The 21,967-nt window shown below is 70.2% G+C and carries 17 protein-coding genes, 1 tRNA gene and 1 pseudogene; 11 read left to right on the forward strand and 8 right to left on the reverse strand.

Annotation, left to right across the window (positions count from 1 at the left end; genetic code table 11):
• Positions 1 to 11 precede the first annotated feature (11 nt).
• From WFI52_RS02505 to WFI52_RS02515, 3 genes are read left to right on the forward strand one after another with little or no spacing between them, the layout of a single operon-like run.
• Entirely contained in the window at positions 12 to 1,325 is a 1,314-nt protein-coding gene (locus WFI52_RS02505; RefSeq protein WP_336625161.1) for a GNAT family N-acetyltransferase, read from the forward strand.
• 47 nt (positions 1,326 to 1,372) lie between these two features.
• Positions 1,373 to 3,208 (forward strand): ABC-F family ATP-binding cassette domain-containing protein, encoded by a 1,836-nt coding sequence (locus tag WFI52_RS02510; protein WP_336625160.1) that lies wholly within the window; start codon positions 1,373 to 1,375, stop codon positions 3,206 to 3,208.
• A 25-nt stretch (positions 3,209 to 3,233) separates the two neighbouring features.
• Positions 3,234 to 4,481 (forward strand): alpha/beta fold hydrolase, encoded by a 1,248-nt coding sequence (locus tag WFI52_RS02515; RefSeq protein WP_336625159.1) that lies wholly within the window; start codon positions 3,234 to 3,236, stop codon positions 4,479 to 4,481.
• A gap of 30 nt (positions 4,482 to 4,511) precedes the next feature.
• Here WFI52_RS02515 and WFI52_RS02520 read toward each other — a convergent pair whose 3' ends face one another.
• The 4 genes from WFI52_RS02520 to WFI52_RS02535 form a co-directional block, all read right to left on the reverse strand.
• Positions 4,512 to 4,673, reverse strand: coding sequence for a hypothetical protein (locus tag WFI52_RS02520; RefSeq protein WP_336625158.1), 162 nt, complete (start codon positions 4,671 to 4,673; stop codon positions 4,512 to 4,514).
• Positions 4,674 to 4,714: 41 nt separating this feature from the next.
• Positions 4,715 to 5,005 (reverse strand): metal-sensitive transcriptional regulator, encoded by a 291-nt coding sequence (locus tag WFI52_RS02525; RefSeq protein ID WP_336625157.1) that lies wholly within the window; start codon positions 5,003 to 5,005, stop codon positions 4,715 to 4,717.
• Positions 5,002 to 6,681, reverse strand: a complete 1,680-nt coding sequence (locus WFI52_RS02530) for an FAD-dependent oxidoreductase (RefSeq protein WP_336625156.1) — start codon at positions 6,679 to 6,681, stop codon at positions 5,002 to 5,004. Before WFI52_RS02530 ends, WFI52_RS02525 begins: the two co-directional genes overlap by 4 nt.
• Positions 6,682 to 6,791: 110 nt before the next feature.
• Complete coding sequence (locus WFI52_RS02535) at positions 6,792 to 7,289, reverse strand: MarR family winged helix-turn-helix transcriptional regulator (RefSeq protein ID WP_336625155.1); 498 nt, start codon at positions 7,287 to 7,289, stop codon at positions 6,792 to 6,794.
• A 67-nt stretch (positions 7,290 to 7,356) separates the two neighbouring features.
• On the opposite strand from WFI52_RS02535, the gene WFI52_RS02540 reads away from it, so the two are divergent.
• From WFI52_RS02540 to WFI52_RS02570, 7 genes and pseudogenes are all read left to right on the forward strand, one after another.
• Positions 7,357 to 7,428, forward strand: a tRNA-Gln gene (locus WFI52_RS02540).
• A 1-nt stretch (position 7,429) separates the two neighbouring features.
• The gene (gene glmU, locus WFI52_RS02545; RefSeq protein ID WP_336625154.1) at positions 7,430 to 8,899 is read left to right on the forward strand and encodes a bifunctional UDP-N-acetylglucosamine diphosphorylase/glucosamine-1-phosphate N-acetyltransferase GlmU; all 1,470 of its coding nucleotides are present in this window, start codon (positions 7,430 to 7,432) and stop codon (positions 8,897 to 8,899) included.
• A complete protein-coding gene (locus tag WFI52_RS02550; protein WP_336625153.1) occupies positions 8,877 to 9,905 on the forward strand; it encodes a ribose-phosphate diphosphokinase in 1,029 nt (342 codons plus the stop codon). The genes glmU and WFI52_RS02550 overlap by 23 nt, the downstream gene beginning before the upstream one ends.
• Before the next feature lie 67 nt (positions 9,906 to 9,972).
• Positions 9,973 to 12,720 (forward strand): HAD-IC family P-type ATPase, encoded by a 2,748-nt coding sequence (locus WFI52_RS02555; protein WP_336625152.1) that lies wholly within the window; start codon positions 9,973 to 9,975, stop codon positions 12,718 to 12,720.
• 91 nt (positions 12,721 to 12,811) lie between these two features.
• Positions 12,812 to 13,471 carry an FMN-binding protein gene (locus tag WFI52_RS02560; RefSeq protein WP_336625151.1) on the forward strand — a complete coding sequence of 220 codons (660 nt, stop codon included), beginning with the start codon at positions 12,812 to 12,814 and terminating at the stop codon, positions 13,469 to 13,471.
• A complete protein-coding gene (locus tag WFI52_RS02565) occupies positions 13,366 to 14,190 on the forward strand; it encodes an FAD:protein FMN transferase (protein ID WP_336625638.1) in 825 nt (274 codons plus the stop codon). The genes WFI52_RS02560 and WFI52_RS02565 overlap by 106 nt, the downstream gene beginning before the upstream one ends.
• A pseudogene (locus WFI52_RS02570) lies at positions 14,190 to 15,740 on the forward strand (FAD-dependent oxidoreductase). The gene WFI52_RS02565 and the pseudogene WFI52_RS02570 overlap by 1 nt, the downstream one beginning before the upstream one ends.
• Positions 15,741 to 15,841: 101 nt before the next feature.
• Here the strand turns inward: WFI52_RS02570 and WFI52_RS02575 are convergent.
• From WFI52_RS02575 to WFI52_RS02585, 3 genes are all read right to left on the reverse strand, one after another.
• Positions 15,842 to 16,828, reverse strand: a complete 987-nt coding sequence (locus WFI52_RS02575; RefSeq protein ID WP_336625150.1) for a hypothetical protein — start codon at positions 16,826 to 16,828, stop codon at positions 15,842 to 15,844.
• 248 nt (positions 16,829 to 17,076) lie between these two features.
• The gene (locus WFI52_RS02580) at positions 17,077 to 18,615 is read right to left on the reverse strand and encodes a sensor histidine kinase (protein WP_336625149.1); all 1,539 of its coding nucleotides are present in this window, start codon (positions 18,613 to 18,615) and stop codon (positions 17,077 to 17,079) included.
• A gap of 5 nt (positions 18,616 to 18,620) precedes the next feature.
• Complete coding sequence (locus WFI52_RS02585; RefSeq protein WP_336625148.1) at positions 18,621 to 19,349, reverse strand: response regulator transcription factor; 729 nt, start codon at positions 19,347 to 19,349, stop codon at positions 18,621 to 18,623.
• 108 nt (positions 19,350 to 19,457) lie between these two features.
• Between WFI52_RS02585 and WFI52_RS02590 the strand changes: the two genes are divergently transcribed.
• Positions 19,458 to 20,471: a magnesium and cobalt transport protein CorA gene (locus WFI52_RS02590; protein WP_336625147.1), complete on the forward strand. Its 1,014-nt coding sequence runs from the start codon at positions 19,458 to 19,460 to the stop codon at positions 20,469 to 20,471.
• Positions 20,472 to 20,489: 18 nt separating this feature from the next.
• On the opposite strand, the gene gndA is transcribed toward WFI52_RS02590, so the two are convergent.
• Entirely contained in the window at positions 20,490 to 21,959 is a 1,470-nt protein-coding gene (gene gndA, locus WFI52_RS02595) for an NADP-dependent phosphogluconate dehydrogenase (protein ID WP_336625146.1), read from the reverse strand.
• Between the last annotated feature and the right edge of the window lie 8 nt (positions 21,960 to 21,967).

Consider the following 21,967-nt stretch of genomic DNA (forward strand, 5'->3'; position numbering starts at 1 on the left):
AACGGAGCACCATGTCCGACCTCGCAACCGACTTCCACGACGCGCCTCTGAACGACGAGATCTCCGCTGAACTCGCCGGACACGGTCTCACGGCCCGACGCCTCGACGACATCGCACGCGCCGAGACCGACCGTTGGCAGGATGCCGTCGCGCGAGGATTCCTGAACGGAGAGCCCACCGATACGCAACACGAGGTGTTCGCGCAGATCGGAGCGTATCGGCGCAAGCTGGGCGTCTATGACGCGGCGGGTGCGCAGCCCGACCTTCCCGTCGCGACCTTCGCGTCGTGGATCGGCGAACTCACCCTGCCGGGAGCGATTGTTCCCGCGTGCGCGATCTCCGCGGTGACGGTCGCTCCAACCCATCGACGCCGCGGCATCCTGCGCACCCTCATGTCCGGGGAGCTGCGCACGGCCGCCGAGCTCGGCGTGCCGATCGCGGCGCTCACGGTGAGCGAATCGACCATCTACGGGCGCTTCGGTTTCGCCTCGGCCGCACAGGCCGCGCACTGGGAGATCGACACGCGGCACGTGCGCTGGACGGGGCCCACGCCCGCGGGGCGCTTCGACTTCGTGACGCGAGAGCAGGGGCGCGCGGCGGCGGAGGCACTGCACGAGCGGATGCGGCCCGACTCCGCCGGGGAGCTCGGCATGCCCGGCGGTCACTGGGACCGCTTCTTCGGCACGCGCGCCGACGCCGAGAAGGCGGACCAGCTGCGCGTGGTGCAGTTCCGCAGCGCTGCGGGCGGGGCCGACGGCATCGCGGTCTACCGTGCTGTCGAGAACGAGGCCGCCTTCGACCAGTCGACCGTGGAGATCTCGCTCCTTCTCGCCGCGACCGACGACGCCTACGCGGCCCTGTGGCACTTCTTCCTCTCGATGGACCTCATCTCGACGGTCAAGGCGTCGGAGCTCGCGGTCGACGAGCCGCTGTGGTGGATGATCGGGAACCACCGCGCGGCATCCATTCGGCTTCTCGACCATCACTATCTGCGCGTCCTCGACGTTCCCGCGGTGCTCCAGGCGCGCACGTACGACGTCGCCGACACGATCGTGCTGGAGGTGTCCGACCCCCTCGAGATCGCGGGTGGCACCTTCGTGCTCACGACCGACTCGACGGGCGTGGGCGAGGTCGATGTCGTGGACGCCCCTCCGGTCGGGCTGCCCGTCGTCGAGCTCGGCGTCGCCGAGCTCTCGGCCCTCCTGCTCGGTGGCGTGTCGGCCGTGACGCTCGCGCGCGCCGGTCGCCTGCGCACCGACGACGCCGATCGCATCGCGCGGGTGTTCCAGTCGACGCGGGCACCGCGACTCAGCTACTGGTACTGACCACTCGGCGTCGCGGCATGCTGCCGCTCCCGTAGCCTGGAGGGGACATGGCACACCTCCTCGGCGGCGAAGCGCTGCATCTCGAGTTCCCCACCAAGATCGTCTTCGACTCCGTCTCGCTCGGGGTCGACGAGGGCGACCGTATCGGCATCGTCGGACGCAACGGCGACGGCAAGTCGAGCCTCCTCGCGATGCTCGCCGGACGTCTCGACCCCGACAGCGGTCGTGTGACGGTTCGCGGCGGGGTGCGCGTCGGCGTGCTCGATCAGGGCGACACTCTCGACGATGCACTGACGGTCGCGCAAAGCGTCGTCGGCGACCGGCCTGAGCACGAGTGGGCGGGCGATGCCATGGTGCGCGGCGTCATCGACGGTCTCGTCGGCGACCTCGACTGGGATGGCCCCGTCGCGGGCCTGTCCGGAGGCCAGCGTCGCCGCGTCGCGCTTGCGCGGCTGCTGTCGGGGGACTGGGATGTGCTCGCCCTCGACGAGCCGACGAACCACCTCGACGTCGAGGCGATCGCGTGGCTTGCGCAGCATCTGAAGACGCGCTGGTCGCGCACCTCGGGCGCGCTCCTCGTCGTCACTCACGACCGCTGGTTCCTCGACGAGGTGTGTACGACGACGTGGGAGGTGCACGACCGCATCGTCGAACCCTTCGAGGGCGGCTACGCCGCCTACATCCTGCAGCGCGTCGAGCGGGATCGTCAGGCTGCGGTGATCGAGCAGCGTCGGCAGAACCTCGCCCGCAAGGAACTCGCGTGGCTGCGCCGCGGCGCGCCCGCCCGCACGTCGAAGCCGAAGTTCCGCATCGACGCCGCGAACGTGCTGATCGAGGACGTCCCCGAGATCCGAGACAAGGTCTCGCTTCAGTCCCTTGCCGTCTCCCGCCTCGGGAAGGACGTCGTAGACCTTCTGGATGCCGGGGTCTCCTACGGCGACCGCGACGTGCTCCGCGGAGTCGAGTGGCGCATCGCGCCGGGGGAGCGAACCGGCATCCTCGGTGTCAACGGCGCCGGCAAGTCGACGCTCCTCGGGCTTGTCGCCGGCACCGTTCAGCCCTCGAGCGGGCGCGTCAAACGCGGCACGACGGTCAAGGTCGCGACCCTCACGCAGCGGATGGATGAGCTCGAGGAGCACTTCGACGACCCCGTGCGCGTCGTGATCTCGCGTCTGCGCACGGGTTACACGATCGGCAGCGGATCGAAGGCTACCGAACTGACCCCCGGGCAGCTCCTCGAGCGGATGGGCTTCTCGTCCGCGCAGCTGTCGACCCCCGTGAAGGACCTCTCCGGCGGTCAGCAGCGCCGGCTGCAGCTTCTGCTGATTCTGCTCGACCAGCCCAACGTGCTCATCCTCGACGAGCCGACGAACGATCTCGACACGGACATGCTCGCGGCGATCGAGGATCTCCTCGACTCGTGGGCGGGCACGCTCCTCGTGGTCAGCCATGATCGGTACTTCCTCGAGCGCGTCACCGACCAGCAGTACGCCGTGCTGGCCGGATCTGACGGCGTGGGTCGCCTGCGCCATCTCCCCGGAGGGATCGACGAGTACCTTCGCCTGCGCGCGCACGCGCGCGCGGCGACCCCCGCCCCGGCGGCGTCGTCCGGCGGTGCCGCGCCCGGCGCGGCCGCGGGGCCGGCATCGGGCCCCGCGCTCTCGGGAGCCGAGGCGCGCGCCGCGCGGAAGGAGCTGCAGGCGGCGGAACGGCGCATCGAGAAACTGACGTCGCAGGTCGATTCCGCCCGCACGGCCCTCGCCGATCACGACCAGTCCGACTACGTCGGGCTCGGCGAGAAGATGCGCCAGATCACCGAGCTCGAGGCCGAGATCGCACAGCTGGAGGAGCGCTGGTTCGAGCTCACCGACCAACTCGGCTGAGCACGCGGATGCCTAGGCTGGGGAGATGACCGTCACCACGCGCCGCGTCCTCGCTCTCCGCATCGACGACCACACGATCACCGTGCCGCTCGTCTGGGGCGACGACACCGACACGCGCACGATCGACGTGCACGCCGCGGTCGTCACCCGCGAGGGCGGCGAGAACCTGCCCTACCTGCTGTTCCTGCAGGGTGGCCCCGGCTTCGAGGCGCCGCACCCCTTCTCCGCACCGACGGGGCCGTCGTGGCTCGACGGGGCTCTCGCGCACTATCGGGTCGTGTTGCTCGACCAGCGGGGGACCGGCGCGTCCACGCCGTTCGGTGACGCCGATCTCGCCCGCGGCGACGAGGCGATCGCAGAGTACGTGACGCACCTGCGCGCCGACGCGATCGTGGAGGATGCCGAGGCGATCCGCGAGAGTCTCGGGGCGATGACGTGGAGCGTGCTCGGGCAGTCGTTCGGAGGATTCACGATCCTTCGCTATCTGACGGTCCATCCTGGGTCGCTCGACGAGGTGTACATCACCGGCGGGCTCAGCGCCGTCGGGCGCCGCCCCGACGAGGTCTACGCCCTGACGTACGAGAAAATGCGGGATGCCTCGGAGGGGTACTACCGGCGCTTCCCCGGGCACCGCGACGCGATGCGGGCACGGCTCGATCTCGCAGACGCCGGCGGGATCGTCCTGCCGGACGGTGAGATCGTCTCGACGTCGCGGCTGCGGTCGCTCGGCATGCTGCTCGGAACGAATGACGGCTGGCAGACGCTGCACGCGCTCCTCGAGAGCGACCCGCACACGAACGCCTTCCGCTACGACCTCGCCGCCGAACTGCCGTTCTCGCCGCGGAACCCGCTCTACTACCTCTTCCACGAGTCGAGCTACGCCGACGGGTTCGCGACCCGCTGGAGCGCCGACCGCGTCGAGCCGGACGATTTCCGCGCCGACGCGACGCTCCTCACGGGCGAGCACGCCCGCCGGGACTGGCTCGACACGGTTCCCGGACTCGCACCGTGGCGAGGTGCCGCCCTGATGTTGGCAGAGGTCGAGTGGCCGCGTTTGTACGACGCCGACGCGCTCGCCTCCTCCGGCGCGCGCGGGGCGGCCGCTGTCTATGTGAACGATGTCTTCGTCCCCGTCGAGTTCTCGCTCGAGACGTCGCGGCTCCTCCCCGGGGTCACGCCCTGGATCACGAGCGAGCACGAGCACAACGGCCTGCGCGCGGGCGACGTGCTGCCGCGCCTCATCGACCTCGCGCACGGGCGCCGCGTGCGCTGACCTTTCCCGCGCGCGGCGCCGAAGGCGGTGTCAGCGGCCGAACAGCCCGGCGAGGAAGCCGCGCGGGGCGGGTGCGTCGTGGCCGGCGCACCGGTCTGCCCTGGCGACGCCGGCGAGGGCCTGCTCGACGTGCTGGCCGCAGCCGGTCCAGGTGGCTTTGCCGCAGGTGCGGCAGGTGATCTTCTGACACATGATGTGCTCCTTGGAGAGGGGTACTGAGGGGACGTGGTGGGTCAGGCGAGGGAGAGGAACAGCTTCTCCACCTCGTCGGAGGTGAGTCCTTCGGCGTCGGCCGCGCCCTCGGGGTCGACCATGCAGTCGCGCATCGCCGTCGCGATGATGGCGAAACCCGCGCGGTCGAGTGCGCTCGTCACAGCCGACAACTGGGTGACGACGTCGCGACACGACCCTCCGCGTTCGACAGCTGCGATGACGGCGCCCAGTTGACCCTGTGCGCGCCGGAGGCGGTTGAGGATGCGCTTTTGCGTAGCGGCGCGTTCTTCGTCGGTTCCGGTGACGATCATGCGTGAACTCCTTCGGTCGTGAGCACCCGCTCGGCGTCGGAGCCGAACCACTGGCGCAGGGTCTGGATGCCGCCGGAGAGCGACGTCGCGTCGATGTCGTTGCCCACGAGCACGCGGTAGGCGATGTTCGACCGCACCCCCGCCGCGCACATCACGCGCACCCGGCGCCCGTGGGCGGCGGCGTGCACCTCGTCGAGTCGGTCACGCAGCTCGGTGTGCGGGATGTTCAGCGCACCCGGCAGGTGACCGGTGGCGAATTCGTCTGCGCGGCGAACGTCGAGCACCAGGACATCCGCGCCGTCGTTCACCTCGTCGGAGTACCAGAGGCGCAGCCGGTCCGCGAGGAGATTCTCCGCGACCATGCCGAGGAGGTTCACGGCGTCTTTGGCCTGGCCGTACGGCGGCGCGTAGGCGAGATCGAGGTCGATGAGATCCGGCGCGCGCAGGCCGGCGCGCATGGCCGTGGCGAGTACATCGATGCGCTTGTCGACGCCCTCGCGTCCCGCGGCCTGTGCGCCGAGGAGCGTGCCGTCGTCGTCGATGTGGGCGATGAGATGCACCGCCGAGGCGCCGGGGAAGTAGCCCGCGTGCTGGTTGGGGTGCAGGTGCACGGTGCGGAAGGGCACACCGGCGGCCACGAGGTCGTCGCGGTTGGCCCCGGTCGACGCCACGGTGAGCGCGCCGATCCGCACGATCGCGGTACCGAGCGCAGGTGGGATGGCGCGGGCGTCCGCCGCACCGAAGATGTCGTCGGCGATGAGCCGACCGGCGCGGTTGGAGGGGCCGGCGAGGGCGAGGGGGCGGCGGATCCCCAGGGTTGCGTCGACGGAGAGGGTCGCGTCGCCGGCCGCCCAGACGCCGGCCGCGGAGGTGCGTCCGCGCTCGTCAACGACGATCGCCCCGCGCTCGGTGGCGATCCCGGCCTCCGCGACGAAGGCGGTGTCCGGTCGGACGCCGACCGACAGCACGACGATGTCCGCCGTGATGGCGCGTCCGTCCGCGAGCGTCACGGTCGCCCCGTCTGCCCCGTCCGAGATCGCCGCGGCGGCGACTCCGGTGTGGACGCGGATGCCGAGGCGCTCGAGCTCATCGGCGGCGACCTGCGCGAGCTCACGTTCGATGCGGGGGAGGACGTGGGGGGCGAGCTCGACGACGTCCACCTCGAGGCCGCGGTGACGCAGCGCCTCGGCGGCCTCGATGCCGATGTAGCCCGCGCCGAGCACCACGGCGCGGCGAGCGCCGTCGTCGACCCGGGTGCGGAGGTCGACGGCGTCGGCCACCGTGCGGAGCGTCCGTACTCTCGGCGAGTCGATGCCGGGGAGCGGAGGTCGCACCGCCGCCGCGCCCGGAGCGAGCACGAGTGCGTCGTAGTCGAAGGTCTCGGCGCCGTTCGGTGTCAGGGCGGTGACGGTCTGCGCCGCGGTGTCGATCGCGATGACCTCGTGTCGCGTGCGCACGTCGAGGTTCAGGGCGGCACGGAGGGTGTCGGGAGTGTGCAGGCGCAGGTCCTGCGCCGCGTCGATCTCGGCACTCACGTGATAGGGGAGTCCGCAGTTGGCGAATGACACCTCGGTGCCACGCTCGAGCACGATGATCTCGGCTTCTTCGCTGTGGCGGCGAGCGCGGGCGGCCGCGCTCATTCCCGCGGCGACGCCGCCGACGATGATGATCCTCATGGTTCCCTCTCCGCATCCGATTTACCCCTGGGGGTATTTGAATGGTACCCCGGGGGGTATACAAGCGCAAATCGCTCTTCTCGTGAGCGAATGAGTGGGGTCCGACCGCGTCAGGCGTCGAAGCTCAGCGAGAGCTTACGCAGCAGGCCCGCGAGGCGTTCCCGGTCGCCGCGAGAAAGAATGGAGAGGAGCTCGGCCTCCGCGTCGACGAGTCGCGTGATCGCGGCATCCACCCGCGTCTTGCCGTCCTCGGTCATCGTCACGAGGACGCTCCGCCCGTCGGCGGGGTCGGCCTCGCGGCGCACGAGGCGGCGCCCCACGAGTCGGTCGATGCGGTTGGTCATCGTGCCGCTCGAGACGAGGGTCTGCTGCAAGAGCTGCTTGGGGCTCAGCTGGTAGGGCTCGCCGGCCCGACGGAGCGCGGAGAGCACGTCCCACTCCCAGGGCTCCAGGTCGCTGCGGCGGAATGCCTCGCGCCGCGCGCGATCGAGGTGTCGCGAGAGCCGGTCGACACGCGAGAGCACCTCGAGCGGTGAGAAGTCGAGATCGGGCCGCTGCGTGCTCCACGCGTCGACGATGCGGTCGACTTCATCGTGCTCGGTGGCCATCGCTCCATTATCGCGGGTGCCGGCTCGCGCCCGTGGCAGACTGTAACCGCCCGCTGTGCGCGGGCGTTCCGCCGTGGTGTAACGGCAGCACGACAGCCTTTGGAGCTGTGAGGCCCAGGTTCGAATCCTGGCGGCGGAGCATGACGAACACGACGCTCGACGAGTCGCTGGCCATCGTGATCCTCGCCGCCGGGCAGGGAACACGCATGCGCTCGTCGCTTCCCAAGGTGCTGCACCGGATCGGCGGGCGCCCGCTCGTCGGCCACGTGCTGGACACGGCCCGCGACCTCGCTCCCGCGCACGTCCTCGTCGTCGTCCGCCACGAGCGCGACCAGGTCGCCGATGCGGTCACGGGTATCTCACCCGAGGTCGTCGTCGTCGATCAGGACGAGATCCCCGGCACGGGACGCGCCGTCGAGGTCGCGCTCGAGGCCGTCCCCGACTTCGCGGGTGACGTGCTCGTCCTCTCCGGGGACGTGCCGCTCCTCGACGTCGACACGCTGAGCGCCCTGATCGCCGACCACCGCGCGTCCCGCGCGGCGACGACCCTGCTGTCGGCCGTGCTGCCCGACGCGACCGGCTACGGCCGCGTCATCCGCGCCACCGACGGCACGGTGCAGCGGATCGTCGAGCAGAAGGATGCCACGGCCGCCGAGGCCGCCGTCACCGAGATCAACGCGGGCGTCTATGTCTTCCAGGCGCCCGTGCTGCGCCGCCATCTCGCGCTCGTCGGCACCGACAATGCGCAGCAGGAGAAGTACCTCACCGACGTCATCGCGCTCGCCCGTGCGGACGCGCTCGCCGTCTCGGCATCCATCGTGCGCGACGTCACACTCACGCTCGGCGTCAACGATCGCGCGCAGCTCGCCGAGGCGGGGCGGCTTCTCAACGCGCGCACGGTGCGCCGCTGGCAGCTCGAGGGCGCGACCATCCAGGACCCGGCGACGACGTGGATCGACGTGACCGCAACTCTCGCGCCCGACGTCACGGTGCTGCCCAACACGCACATCCTGCGGAGCACCGCTGTCGCCGCGGGCGCCGTCATCGGCCCCGACACGACCCTCGAAGACTGCGAGGTGGGTGAGAACGCGACCGTCCGCCGCACCGACGCGACCCTGGCCGTCATCGGCGCGGGCGCCACGGTCGGCCCGTTCGCCTACCTGCGACCCGGGACCAACCTCGCGGGGGGTGGCAAGATCGGCACATTCGTCGAGACGAAGAACGCCACGATCGGCGAAGGCAGCAAGGTGCCGCACCTCTCCTACATCGGCGACACGACGATCGGACGGGGCGTCAACCTCGGCGCCGGCGCGATCACCGCGAACTACGACGACATCGCCAAGCACCGCACCGAGATCGGCGATGAGGTGCACTCCGGCTCGCACAACGTGTTCGTCGCCCCGGTTAGGATTGGAGACGGCGCCAAGACCGGCGCCGGCGCGGTGATCCGCAAGGACGTCCCGGCCGGTGCGCTCGCCTTGAGCGTCGCCCCTCAGCGCAATGTCGAGGGGTGGGTCGAGAATCACCGACCGGGAACGGCAGCGGCGGATGCCGCAGCGCGTGCCCGGTCCGCACAGAAAGCGGACGATGGGGCGCAAGAAGAAGGCTGAGCAGGAGCGCGACGACATCGCGCCGGGCCTGGTGGTCAAGACCAAGAAGCGGCTCGTGGTCGCGTCGGGCAGCTCGCACCCCGATCTCGCGCGGGCGGTCGCCGCGCAGCTGGAGACGGAACTCGTCCCCACGGAGCATCGAACGTTCGCGTCGGGGGAGATCCTCACACGCTTCGAGGTCTCGATCCGCGGGTGCGACATCTTCCTCATCCAGTCGTTCGGCCCGCCGGTCAACGAATGGATGATGGAGCTGCTCATCATGCTGGATGCCGCCAAGCGCGCGTCCGCGAAACGCATCACCGTCGTCGCGCCGTACTACCCCTACTCGCGTCAGGACAAGAAGGGTCGCGGCCGTGAGCCGATTTCGGCTCGTCTCGTCGCCGACCTCTTCAAGACGGCCGGTGCCGACCGCGTCATGAGCGTCGACCTTCACGCCGCGCAGATCCAGGGCTTCTTCGACGGTCCCGTCGATCACCTGTTCGCCAAGCCCGTGCTCCTCGACTACTTCGAGAAGACACTCTCGCCGGAGGACCGCGAGAAGCTCACGGTGGTCTCGCCCGACACGGGCCGCGTGCGCGTCGCCGATCAGTGGTCGGACTCCCTGAATGCGCCGCTTGCGATCATCCACAAGCGGCGTGACCCGAACGTCGCCAACCAGGTGACCGTCAACGAGATCGTCGGCCGCGTCGACGGGCGCGTGTGCCTCCTCGTCGACGACATGATCGACACCGGTGGCACGATCGTGAAGGCCGCGCAGGCGCTCAAGGCGCAGGGCGCCGAGCGCGTCATCGTCGCCGCCACTCACGCCGTCTTCAGCGCGCCGGCGGTCGAGCGCCTGCAGGACAGCTCGATCGACGAGGTCGTCGTCACCGACACGCTTCCGCTGCCTCCCGAGAAGCGCTTCCCGGGTCTCACGATTCTGCCGATCGCGCCGCTGCTCGCGCGGGCCATCAAGGAAGTCTTCGAGGACGGCTCGGTCACGAGCATGTTCAACGGCGACGCCTGAGCGTCTCGTTCCTTCTTCCGGTCGTGGAGGGGATGAGGTGCGTCCGCGTCGGCAATAGGATCGCGTCATGCCCGCACGCGAGGCTCCGTCCCTCGAGATCGATCGCCCCTTCGCCCTCTCGGCCGACGCCGTGGCATCCGCCTTGGCGACCGGCGACGACGGATTGGATGCCGCCGAGGCGGCGGCGCGGCAGGGCGTCGTCGGCCCGAATCTCCTCCCCGAGCCGAAGCGCCAGCCGGGGTGGCTGCGCTTCCTCGGTCACTTCAACGACACGCTGATCTTCATCCTGCTGGGAGCCGCCGCGATCAAGGCGGTCATGGGGGACTGGCTCGACTTCTGGGTGATCATGACCGTCGCCGTCATCAACGCGGTGATCGGCTACGCGCAGGAGGGACGGGCCGAGAAGGCGCTCGCCGGCATCCGCGGCATGCTCTCCGCGGATGCGACGGTGCGGCGCGCAGGCGCGTGGGCGACGATCCCTGCCCAAGACCTCGTGCCCGGCGACGTCGTCCGACTGATGCCGGGTGACAAGGTGCCCGCCGACGTCCGTCTCGTGTCAGCGTCGCAGCTGCGCATCGAGGAGGCGGCGCTCACGGGAGAATCGGTGCCGTCGTCGAAGCAGACCGACGCGGTCGCTGACGACGCAGGTGTCGGAGACCGGGCGTCCATGGCCTTCTCGGGCACGATCGTGTCGGCCGGTCAGGGCGTGGGCATCGTGACCGCGACCGGTGCGCACACCGAGATCGGTCGCATCCAGGCGCTCGTGAGCGACGCCGGATCTCTCGCGACGCCCCTCACGAAGCAGCTCGACCGCTTCGGCAAGGTGCTGACGCTCGTCATTCTCGGGATGGCCGCCGTCATGATGCTGATCGGCCGCTACCTGCACCAGATGCCGTTCCCGGAGCTCATCTCCGCGACGATCGGCTTCGCGGTCGCGGCGATTCCCGAGGGTCTGCCCGCGCTCGTCACGATCACTCTCGCGATCGGCGTGCAGCAGATGGCCCGCCGGAACGCCATCACGCGGAAGCTCCCCGCGGTGGAGGCGCTCGGTTCGGTCACGACGGTGTGCTCCGACAAGACCGGCACCCTCACGAAGAACGAGATGACCGTCCGAACGATGGTGACGCCCGTCGCGCGCTACGAGGTCTCGGGCCTGGGCTACGACCCGTCCGGCGAGATCACGCCGGCGGGCGGGCGCGACCTCGCCGCGCTTCTGGCCGTTGCTGACCTGTGCAACGACGCCGAGGTCGTTCGCACCGACGACGGCGGCTGGACCCTGGTCGGCGAGCCGACCGAGGGTGCGCTCAAAGTCGTCGCGATGAAGGGCAAGGCGGATGCCGCGGGCGCGCACCGCATCGACGTCGTGCCGTTCGACTCGGCCAACAAGTTCATGGCGACGCTCGTCGAGGCCGGCACCGACGCCGGCGGTGGACGCGCCATCCTCGTGAAGGGCGCTCCCGACCGCATCCTCGAGCGTGCGCTCACCCAGCGCGGCGCGGACGGGTCGGAGACTCTCGACATCCCGTTCTGGGAAGCGGCGATCGACGATCTGAGCGGTCAGGGACTGCGGGTGCTCGCGGCGGCCCGCACGGCCACGCGGCGCACCGAGATCGGCGTGGACGACCTCGTCGACCTCGAGTTCCTCGGGCTGTGGGGCATCCTCGACCCGCCACGCCCCGAAGCGATCGACGCCATCGCGGACTGCCATGCCGCCGGCATCCGCGTGAAGATGATCACGGGTGACCACGCGGGGACCGCGCTCGCGATCAGCCGCGAGATGGGCCTCGTCCCCGCCGCGGCGTCGGAGTCGTCAGGCGGCGGGGGCACCCCCGTCCTCACCGGAGCCGAGCTCGAGGCCATGAGTCAGGACGAGCTGGCCAAGGTCGTACAGAAGGTCGACGTCTTCGCGCGCACGAGCCCCGAGCACAAGATCCGGATCGTTCGCGCCCTGCAGTCGCATCACGAAGTCGTTGCGATGACGGGCGACGGCGTCAACGACGCGCCCGCCCTCACGCGCGCCGACGTGGGCATCGCGATGGGCATCAAGGGCACCGAGGCGACGAAGGAAGCCGCGGAGATCGTCCTCGCCGACGACAACTTCGCGACGATCCGCAGCGCCATCCGCGAAGGACGCCGCATCTACGACAATCTCCGCAAGTCGGTCGTGTTCCTGTTGCCGACCAACGGTGCGCAGTCGCTCGTCATCCTCGTCGCGGTCGTCTTCGGACTGACCCTGCCGCTCACGCCCGTCCAGGTGCTCTGGGTCAACATGGTGACCGCCGTCACGCTGTCTCTCGCGCTGGCGTACGAACCGGCCGAGCGCGGCATCATGACGCGCCCGCCGCGGGGAGCGGGCGGATCGATCATCGCGGGCCGCGAACTCGGCTTCGTCCTCCTCGTCTCGCTGCTCATCGGCGGGGCGACCCTCGCCGTGTTCGGCATCTCCCTGGCATCCGGGACCGATCTCGCGATCGCGCGGACCGAGGCCGTCGCGATGCTCGCCCTCGGGCAGCTCGCTTACCTGCTCAACTGCCGGTTCCTCACGCGGTCGTCGATCACGCCGGATGTCCTGCGCGGGAATCCGGTGGTCTGGTGGTCAGCTGTCGCCCTCATCGTGCTGCAGCTCGTCTACACGTACGTGCCGTTCATGAACGCGCTGTTCGGCTCCGAGCCGCTGAGCCCGCTCGGCTGGCTCCTGCCGATCGCCTTCTCGATCGTGATCTTCCTGCTCGTCGAGGTGCTCAAGGGCATCCGGCGCCGTGCTGCCGCGGCGGGTACCGGCGCAGCCGGTGTCGGATTCAATGCAGACGCATAGGTGAGACGGGGGAGTCGCAGAGCTCTCGCCGGATAGTTTGGGAGTCGCCACCGCATCTTCCCGCGGACGGCACGACCGAAGGAGGACCATCATGATCCGCACCACTGCCGTTGCCCGTCCCATCCGCGTGGGCGTCGCCGCCGCATCCGTTCTCGGCATCGTCACCCTCGCCGGGTGCGCGGGTACCGCCGAGGCGGAGCCCGCCACGACCGCCGCGACGCCGAAAGCGACGCAGAGCGACTCCGCCGACGCAACCGCCTCCGCCACGGCGTCGGCCGGGGGATCCGGCAGCGCCTACACCGACGGCACCTACACCGCCGACGGCTCCTACCAGACACCTGAATCGGTGGAGAAGATCAGCGTCACCGTCACGCTGCAGGACGATGTCATCACCGCCGTCAGCGTCTCCGGCAACCCGCAGAAGCGTGAATCCGAGGAGTACCAGAGCAAGTTCATCGGAGGGATCAGCAGCGAGGTCGTCGGCAAGAGCATCGATGAGATCTCCGTATCGCGCGTCGCCGGGTCGTCGCTCACGAGCGGCGGATTCAACCAGGCGATCGAGACCATCAAGGCCGAAGCGGCGGCGTGGTGGATGCCGCGGTGGCGGCTGGCCGCACGTTCACTGCGATCGGCACGCGCTGGCAGATCGACACCGGGGTGCCGCTCGCGGCATCGGTGTCGGCCGAGATCGACGCCGTCATCGCGCGGTTCGATCGGGAGTGGTCGCGGTTCCGTGACGACTCCCTCGTGAGTGCGCTCGCGCTCTCGGGAGGAGCGGTGAACGCCCCGGCCGATGCGGAGGCGATGCTGGGCCGCTACGTCGCACTCGCCGAAGCGACGGCGGGCGCCGTCAACCCGCTCATCGGCGATGTCCTCGCCCGTCGCGGATACGACGCGCGGATCTCGCTCGAGGACCGCGGTGCGCAGGCGGCGCCGCAGGGATGGCGCGACCTCCTCACGTGGACGGACGGCGAGCTGGCGCTCGCGGAGCCGGCCATGATCGACGTCGGTGCGCTCGGCAAAGGCCGGCTCGTCGACCTCGTCGGAGCGGTGCTCGCCGCCCGCACCGACGGCCCGTTCGTCGTCGACGCGAGCGGCGACATCCTCGTCCACGGCGTGCGGGAGCGCGTCGCCCTGGAGCATCCGTACGATCCGCGGCGCGCGATCGGCGTGTGGGAGGTCTCCGAGGGGGCGCTGTGCGCATCGGCCACGAACCGCCGCGCGTGGACGGGCCCCGGCGGCGTGGGCCTGCACCATGTGCTCGACGCGCGCACGGGGGAGCCCGTCCGCGAGATCGCGGCGACCTGGGCGCTCGCGGCCGACGCGATGACGGCGGATGCCGCCGCGACGGCGCTCTTCTTCGCCGGCGGTGACGCGTTCGCGCACGACCACGACGCGCAGTGGGTGCGCATGACGACCTCGGGGCGCGTCGAGTGGTCTCACGGATGTACGGCAGAGTTGTTCACGTGATGTCTTCGCTGACCGCCCTGTGGAACCGCACCTTCGCCGTCCTCGGCCGGGTGTCGATGTACCGCCTCGTCGTCTTCGCCCTCGTAGCGCTCGCAGTGATCGCGTTCGTGCTCTCGTTCTTCGCCGTGCTCGCGCCGTCTCCGCTCGAGCTCGTCGCGGCGTGGGCCGCCCTGGCGGCATCCTGCGTCGCGACCGACGCGGTCGCTCATCGCCTCCTCGGCAAAGCGTGGCGCTGGGAGTCGTCGCTGATCACGGTGCTGATCCTCCTCTTCGTGCTGCGGCCGACGCTCGAGCCGCTCGGTCTCGTGGGCTTGTTCGTCGCGGGCGTCGTCGCTTCGGCATCCAAGTACCTGCTCGCCTGGCAGGGGCGCCATATCTTCAACCCGGCCGCCGTCGGTGCGACGTTCCTGACGGTCGTGAGCATCTGGCTGCCCGATCTCGGTTCGTCGTCGTGGTGGGTCGGGACGCCCTACCTCGCCGGGCCGGTGATCCTCCTCGGCCTGGTCGTGCTGCTGCGGACCGAGAAGGTGCGGATCATCACCCTCTTCCTCGTCGTGGCGGTCGCCGTCGCATTCGTGCGGGCCTCGATCCAGTTCTCGCAGGCCGGGCTGGAGTTCGACCCCGGCGCGGTGTTCTGGCAGCTGCTGTGGTCGTCCCCCTTCCTCTTCCTCGGCGCATTCATGCTCTCCGAGCCTTTGACCCTGCCCCCGCGCCGGTGGCAGCAGTTCGCGGTGGCGGCGCTCGTCGGCATCCTGGCCGGCTGGCCCATCGATCTCGGCGACATCAGCCTCGGCCAGGAGCGCGCGCTTCTCGTCGGCAATCTGCTCGCCTTCGCGTTCACGGTGCGTACCGCGGTGCGCCTGCGCTTCGTGCGCCGCGACGCGCTGACCCCGTCGGTGCGCGAGCTGGTCTTCCGCGCCGAGGGCCGGTTCCGCTTCGCGGCGGGGTAGTACCTCGAGCTCGAGGTGCCGCACGCGCACGCCGACGCCCGTGGAACACGCCGCGAGTTCTCGATCGTGTCGGCTCCGGGCGACCTCCCCGAAGTGCGCATCGCGCTGCGCGAGGGCTCGCAGTCGACGTACAAGAAGGCGCTCGCGCTCGTCGAGCCGGGGCAGGAGCTGGCGGTCACGGGCGTCTGGGGCGACTTCGTCCTGCCCGCGCGAGCCTCGGCGCCCGTTCTGATGGTCGCGGCCGGAATCGGCGTGACGCCGTTCGTGTCGCAGCTGCGCGACCTGCGTCGCTCGGGCGAAGACCGCGACGTCGTGTTCGTGTATGTGGCGTCGGATGCCGAGGAGCTCGCCTTCCGGGAAGACCTGGAAGCCGCCGGCATCCCCGTCATCGTGTTCACGCGCAATGAACCGGGCGCACTGCCCCCGCACTGGCGTTGGGCGCGGGGTGTGCGCCTCGATGCCGCTGGGCTCGAGCAGGTCGTGCCGGACCTCTCCGCGCGTCATGCGTACATCTCCGGTCCGCCCGGCCTGATCGCCGACCTCGCGCCTGCGCTCGAGAAGGCCCGCTCGATCACGACCGACGCGTTCTCGGGGTATTGACCGCGCGGCGCCTGCCTTCCGCGCAGACCAGGTGGCGCAGACGTCGGGCTCAGGCACGGTGAGCCCGACGTGCACGCCACCTCTTCAGGTCGCGTGGTCCGTCAGGGTGTGAAGCCGCGGCGCGCCAGAGCGTCGCGGACGATCAGGTCCGCCGTGGGAGGTGCTCCGCCGGCGCCGCGCACATCGGTCGAGGTGAGGCGCACGATCTCGTACCCTGCGCGTACGTAGGCCGCGTGCTTCGCGATGTCGCGCCGCCACTGCGCGCGGCTCGTGCGATGGTGGTCGCCCTCGACTTCGACGATGACCCGGTACGCCTCGTAGCGCGCGTCGGCGATGCCGAGCAGGGTCCCGCGCTCGTCTCTGATCTCGACGTCGAGATCAGGCTCGGGCAGGCCTGCGGCCGTCGTCGCGAGTCGGAAGTCGGTCTCGAGCGGCGACATACTGCCGACGCGCACGCGCTCGAGCGCGCGCAGCAGCTTCGGGCGCCCGCGCCTGCCGGGCGCATCCGCCGCGTCGCGCAGCTGATCGATCGTGGCCAGTCGGTTCAGCGGTTGCGGGGTCCCACGCTCGTCGCGGGGAATCCTCACGATCGCGTCTCCGAGGATCACGAGCTCGCGCACGTCCAGCACTCCGGCGAGCATCGCCCATGTCGTCGCGGGGCTCGTCACGCGGAGTCCCTCGAGCTCCAGAACGGTCGCGAGGTGCGGCGCGACCTTGACGCCGTGGATGCCGGGGCGCCGAGGCGCGCGGTGCGGCGCGAGAACTCCGACGCACAGCTGCGGCCCGGAATCGCATGGCAGTCCCCAGGCGACGGCAGCAGACCGTCCCGCGAGGAACGCGTGCGACGGCGCGACCTGCGCGTACGCTCGCGCGTCCCGGAGCACGCGGCTCCGGTGGGCGCGATCGCGGGCGAGCGGCTCCTCGGCATCCCACGGCTCGTCCGGCGTGCGTCGACGACGCATGCCGTGGAAGGGGCGCTCGAGATCCCGTGCCTCCAAGCGGCCCCGGGTGTGGCCGGCGGCGCGTGCGGCGGCGACGGAGAACTGCGCGCCGAGATGCGCGGACAGTGGTCGGGGAGGGACAGGCATGCTATGACCGTGGCCCGTCCGAGCCGGGCCCGGGACCCGCGAGCCGCCATCTGTGGATGATCTGGCGAACACCCCGCCTGTGGAGGAGGCGTTCCACGTCGTGATCACGGTGACGCAGATGCTGGTCTCAGACCGTCTGACCCCCGCGTTCGCGCCAACTTTCCGGCGGCATCCCGAGAGAGGTGGCGCGTACGCGGAGTTCGATGCGGCCGACCCCGGCGTTCGCGCCACCTTTCGCGCGAGGCGGGTCAGTCGGCGGCGGGTGTCGCCGGGCGCGCGGGCAGGCGCACGGTGAACACGGTCGACCCGGGGGCGCTGTCGACCGAGATCGTCCCGCCGTGGGCGGTCACGATCGCCTTCGCGATCGACAGGCCGAGGCCCGTGCCGCCTGTCTGTCGCGCGCGTGAGGAGTCCGCGCGTGAGAAGCGCTCGAACAGGTCGTTCGCGACGGCGGGGTCGATGCCCGGGCCGTCGTCGGCGATCCGGACGACGGCGTGGCCGTCGTCGATCGCGACGGACGCCGTCACGTGCACGCCCGCGGGGGTGTGCACACGCGCGTTCGTCAGCAGGTTCGCGATGACCTGATGCAGACGCGTCGCGTCACCCGCGACGATGACCGGCTCTTCGGGCACATCGATGATCCACTCGTGGTCAGGGCCTGCCGCCTGGGCGTCGGCGACGGCATCCACGATGACGCGCGTCACGTCGACCGCGTCGTACACGAGCTCCGTGCCCTCGTCGAGGCGGGCGAGGAGCAGCAGGTCCTCGACGAGCGTCGTCATCCGCAGGGATGCCGCCTGGATGCGCTCCAAGCCCTGCTGCGACTGGCCCGCGCTCAGCTCCAACTGAGCCTTCGTGACCCGGGTGCCCGCGTCACGCGCCTGCGCGAGCGCGCGCAGCGACAGCTCGGAGTAGCCGCGGATCGCCGCGAGCGGCGTCCGCAGCTCGTGTGAAGCGTCGGCGACGAAGGCCCTCATGCGCTCCTCGTTGCGCTGGCGCGCGGCAAGGGACGAGTCGACGTGGTCGAGCAGGGTGTTCAGCGCCGCACCGACCGCGCCGATCTCGTCGGACGGGTCGGCCTGCTCGTCGGGTACGCGCTCGGTGATCCTGACCTCGCCCGAGTCGAGCGGCTGCGCGGCGACGCGCCCGGCCGTCTCGGCGACCGAGCGCAGCGGCTTGAGAGACCGCTGGATGACGAGGGCGACGATCGCGGCGAGGACGAGGAGGCCTCCCACGGTGACGAGCCCGACGGTCAGGAGGATCTGTCCGATCGTGTCGTTCACGGTCGAGACGGGCAGGCCTGCGGCGATCACATAGCTGTTGCCGACGCGACCGGTGTACATGCGGTACGTGCCGACGCCGTCGATCTCGACGGTCGTGAAGGGGCCGTAATCGAAGGCGTTCACGATCGCGTCGACGTCTTCCGCCGGAAGCGACGTGACGGTGTCGTCGCCGGAGAAATAGGCACCGTCGGTCCCGTTCGCCGACTGGACGACGAGCAGAACACCGGAGGGGAGGTTTCGTCCGTCGCGGAGCGTGTCGGCGGCGGTTCCGGTGCCGGTGAAGCCGCCGGGCTTGCCGATCAGCTGCACGCCCGCCCTGTTCGCGGCATCCTTCACCGCGTTGTCGAGCTGGGTGCTGAGGATCGATCCGAGGAACGCGCCCGTCGCGAGCCCCACCGCCGCGAGGATCAGTGCGACGAACGATACGACCGTGACGATGAGCCGGGTCTGCAGGCTCCATCGCCGCCGCACGCGAGTCGGTGCGGACGGTGCGGTCGGCGCCACGGTGCTCACTGTGGCGCTTTGATCATGTACCCGACCCCGCGCACGGTGTGGATGAGCGGGTCGCGGCCGGCGTCGATCTTCTTACGAAGGTACGAGATGTAGAGCTCGACCACCGAGGACCGCCCACCGAAGTCGTAGTTCCAGACGCGATCGAGGATCTGCGCCTTCGACACCACGCGACGCTGGTTGCGCATGAGAAAGCGCAGCAGCTCGAACTCCGTCGCCGTCAGGTCGATCTCGGTGCCTGCGCGCTCGACCTCGTGCGAGTCCTCGTTGAGCGAGAGCTCGCCGACGCGCAGGATCGGGTCGGCGCCGCCCGCCGTCGCTGTCCCCGCCCGGCGCATGAGGCCGCGCAGTCGCGCGACGACTTCCTCGAGGCTGAACGGCTTCGTCACGTAGTCGTCACCGCCCGCCGTGAGACCGGCGACGCGGTCGCTGACGGCGTCTTTCGCGGTCAGGAAGAGCACGGGTACGTCGTTGCCCGCGTGACGCAGCCGCTGCAGGACGGCCATGCCGTCGAGGTCCGGCATCATGATGTCGAGGACGAGCGCGTCCGGGTCGAACTCGCGCGCCTGCGTCAGGGCGTCGAAGCCCGATCCGGCGGTACGCACCTCCCACCCCTCCATCCGGAGTGCCATCGACAGGAGGTCGGTGAGCATCTGCTCGTCGTCGACGACGAGCACGCGAAGGGCGGAGCCGTCGGGGCGGCGCAGAGACGGGGCGGCGGAAGTCATGCGTCCATTCTGGTGCGCTTCCTGTGGACCGCCTATGCCACGCGTTATGGGAAGACTATGAGTTCGCCGGGCGCCGTCCGCGTGCGGCACTGCCGTAGGGTGAGACCCATGGCCGTGCCGCACTGCGTCCTCTACAAAGGCGCCGAAGCCCTTCCCGTCGATCAGGACCCCGCCACCGCGCTCGCGGCGGCGCGAGCGCAAGGAGCGATGCTCTGGATCGCCCTCGTGGAGCCCTCGCGGGACGACGTGCACGCGCTCGCCTCTGCGCTCGACCTGTCGACTCTCGGTGTGGCATCCACGCTGCGCAACAATCAGCGCTCGAAGCTCGATCACTTCGGCGATCACCTCTATCTCGCGCTGCAGCCGGCGCAGTACGACGACGCGGCCGAGGCGGTCGAGTGCCACGAGGTCGACGTGTTCGTCGGTGACGAGCTGTTCGTGGCGATCTCGCCCGACGGGGCCGTCGACCTCGAGCAGATGCGCGCCCTCCTCGAGGAGCACCCCGAGGTGCTGCAGAAGGGGTCGTACGGCGTGCTCTGGGCGACCCTCGAGTACGTGACGCGCGGCTACCGCGGGGTGCTGGACGGCATCGAGCACGATATCGACCAGATCGAGGAGGAGCTGTTCGGCGAGGATGCCGGCGTCTCGCACCGCATCTTCGCCCTGCAACGCGAGGTGATCGACCTGCATCACGCGACGGCGCCGCTCGAGAACATGCTCGACCGACTGCAGCGCATCGTCAGCGCCCGCGCGCACCGCGACGAGGCGCCCGCCTTCCGCGAGATCGCCGATCGCGCACGCTACGTGGACGGACGTGTGGCGGCGTTCCGGCACACGCTCGACAATGCGCTCACGGTGCACGCGACGATCGTCGACCAGCGCCGCAACGACGCGATGCAGCGCATGACGGAGCAGAGCATTCAGCAGAACGAGCAGGTGAAGAAGATCTCCTCCTGGGCCGCGATCGGCTTCGCTCCCACGCTCGTCGCCGGCATCTACGGAATGAACTTCCAGTTCATGCCCGAGCTGTCCTGGCCGTGGGGCTATCCGTTCGCGATCGGCCTGATGATCGCGGTGAGCGCGGGGCTGTACACCCTCTTCAAGCGCAACGACTGGCTGTAGTCGCCCCGCGCACCGGCGTCAGTGGGTGTCTTCGGCTTCGATTTCGGTGCGGTCGCCGGACCAGAGGGTGTGGAAGGTGCCCTCTTTGTCGATGCGCTTGTAGGTGTGCGCGCCGAAGAAGTCGCGTTGGCCTTGGATGAGGGCGGCGGGCAGGCGCTTCGCGCGGAGTCCGTCGTAGTACGCGAGCGAGGAGGAGAAGGCGGGCGCGGGGATGCCGGCGGTCGCGGCCGTGCCGACGATCTGCCGCCACGCGTCCTGCGCGCGGCCGAGGGCGTCGACGAAGTACGGTGCGGTCAGCAGCACCTCGAGGTTCGGCTCGGCGGCGTAGGCGTCGGCGATGCGGTTGAGGAACTGGGCGCGGATGATGCAGCCCGCACGCCAGATCTTCGAGATGGCGCCGAGATCGATCGTCCAGCCGTACTGTGCCGCGCCGGCGCGGATCTCGTCGAAGCCCTGCGAGTACGCGACGATCTTCGACGCGTAGAGAGCGAGGCGCACCTGCTCGACGAACGCGTCGGCGTCGTCGACGGTGAACGCGTCCTCCGCGGGTCCGGGAAGGCCGCCGGAGACGGCGCGCTGCTCACGGTGGCTCGACAGCGAGCGGGCGAATGTCGCCTCGGCGATCCCCGACACCGGCACGCCGAGGTCGAGGGCGGTCTGCACCGTCCACGCGCCGGTGCCCTTGGCGCCGGCCGAGTCGAGGATCACGTCGACGAGCGGCTTACCGGTCGTGGCATCCACCTGACGGAGCACCTCGGCGGTGATCTCGATGAGATACGACTCGAGCTCGCCGCGGTTCCACTCGGCGAAGATGTCGGCGATCTCGGCGGGCGTCTTGCCCGTGCCGCGCCGGATGAGATCGTAGGCCTCGGCGATCAGCTGCATGTCGGCGTACTCGATGCCGTTGTGCACCATCTTGACGAAGTGGCCGGCACCGTCGTGGCCGACGTGCGTGACGCACGGCTCGCCCTCGGCGACCGCTGCGATGCTCTTGAGGATCGGGCCGAGAGTCACCCACGCCTCGTCGGGACCGCCGGGCATGAGAGAGGGGCCGAGCAGGGCGCCCTCCTCACCGCCGGAGACGCCCATGCCGACGAAGTTGAAGCCGCGCTCGCGCACCGCCTTCTCACGGCGGATGGTGTCGGTGAAGAGCGAGTTGCCGCCGTCGATGATGATGTCGCCCGGCTCGAAGACCTCCATGAGCGACTCGATCACCGCATCCGTCGGACCGCCGGCTTTGACCATGATGATCGCGGTGCGCGGCTTCTGCAACGCGGCCGCGAACTCCCCGTAGCTGAACGCGGGCACGAACCCGGCCTCGGGGTGATTAGCGACGAGCTCGTCGGTCTTCGACCGCGACCGGTTGAACACCGCGACCGTGTTGCCTTCGCGCGAGGCGAGATTGCGAGCGAGGTTCGATCCCATCACCGCGAGTCCGACGACTCCGATGTTGGCGGTGGGCTCTGCGTCGGCCTGGGCTTCGGGCACGGAAAACT

Origin of the sequence: Microbacterium sp. MMO-20 (assembly GCF_037147735.1) — a bacterium.
Taxonomy (GTDB): Bacteria; Actinomycetota; Actinomycetes; order Actinomycetales; family Microbacteriaceae; genus Microbacterium.

Coding starts and splice junctions, on each gene's coding strand:
- glmU (WP_336625154.1), top strand. CDS start 7,430: ATGACGAACACGACGCTCGACGAGTCGCTGGCCATCGTGATCCTCGCC.
- WFI52_RS02575 (WP_336625150.1), bottom strand. CDS start 16,828: ATGCCTGTCCCTCCCCGACCACTGTCCGCGCATCTCGGCGCGCAGTTC.
- WFI52_RS02535 (WP_336625155.1), bottom strand. CDS start 7,289: ATGGCCACCGAGCACGATGAAGTCGACCGCATCGTCGACGCGTGGAGC.
- WFI52_RS02590 (WP_336625147.1), top strand. CDS start 19,458: ATGGCCGTGCCGCACTGCGTCCTCTACAAAGGCGCCGAAGCCCTTCCC.
- WFI52_RS02550 (WP_336625153.1), top strand. CDS start 8,877: ATGGGGCGCAAGAAGAAGGCTGAGCAGGAGCGCGACGACATCGCGCCG.
- WFI52_RS02520 (WP_336625158.1), bottom strand. CDS start 4,673: ATGTGTCAGAAGATCACCTGCCGCACCTGCGGCAAAGCCACCTGGACC.
- WFI52_RS02510 (WP_336625160.1), top strand. CDS start 1,373: ATGGCACACCTCCTCGGCGGCGAAGCGCTGCATCTCGAGTTCCCCACC.
- WFI52_RS02525 (WP_336625157.1), bottom strand. CDS start 5,005: ATGATCGTCACCGGAACCGACGAAGAACGCGCCGCTACGCAAAAGCGC.
- WFI52_RS02505 (WP_336625161.1), top strand. CDS start 12: ATGTCCGACCTCGCAACCGACTTCCACGACGCGCCTCTGAACGACGAG.
- WFI52_RS02560 (WP_336625151.1), top strand. CDS start 12,812: ATGATCCGCACCACTGCCGTTGCCCGTCCCATCCGCGTGGGCGTCGCC.
- WFI52_RS02515 (WP_336625159.1), top strand. CDS start 3,234: ATGACCGTCACCACGCGCCGCGTCCTCGCTCTCCGCATCGACGACCAC.
- WFI52_RS02585 (WP_336625148.1), bottom strand. CDS start 19,349: ATGACTTCCGCCGCCCCGTCTCTGCGCCGCCCCGACGGCTCCGCCCTT.
- WFI52_RS02555 (WP_336625152.1), top strand. CDS start 9,973: ATGCCCGCACGCGAGGCTCCGTCCCTCGAGATCGATCGCCCCTTCGCC.
- WFI52_RS02530 (WP_336625156.1), bottom strand. CDS start 6,681: ATGAGGATCATCATCGTCGGCGGCGTCGCCGCGGGAATGAGCGCGGCC.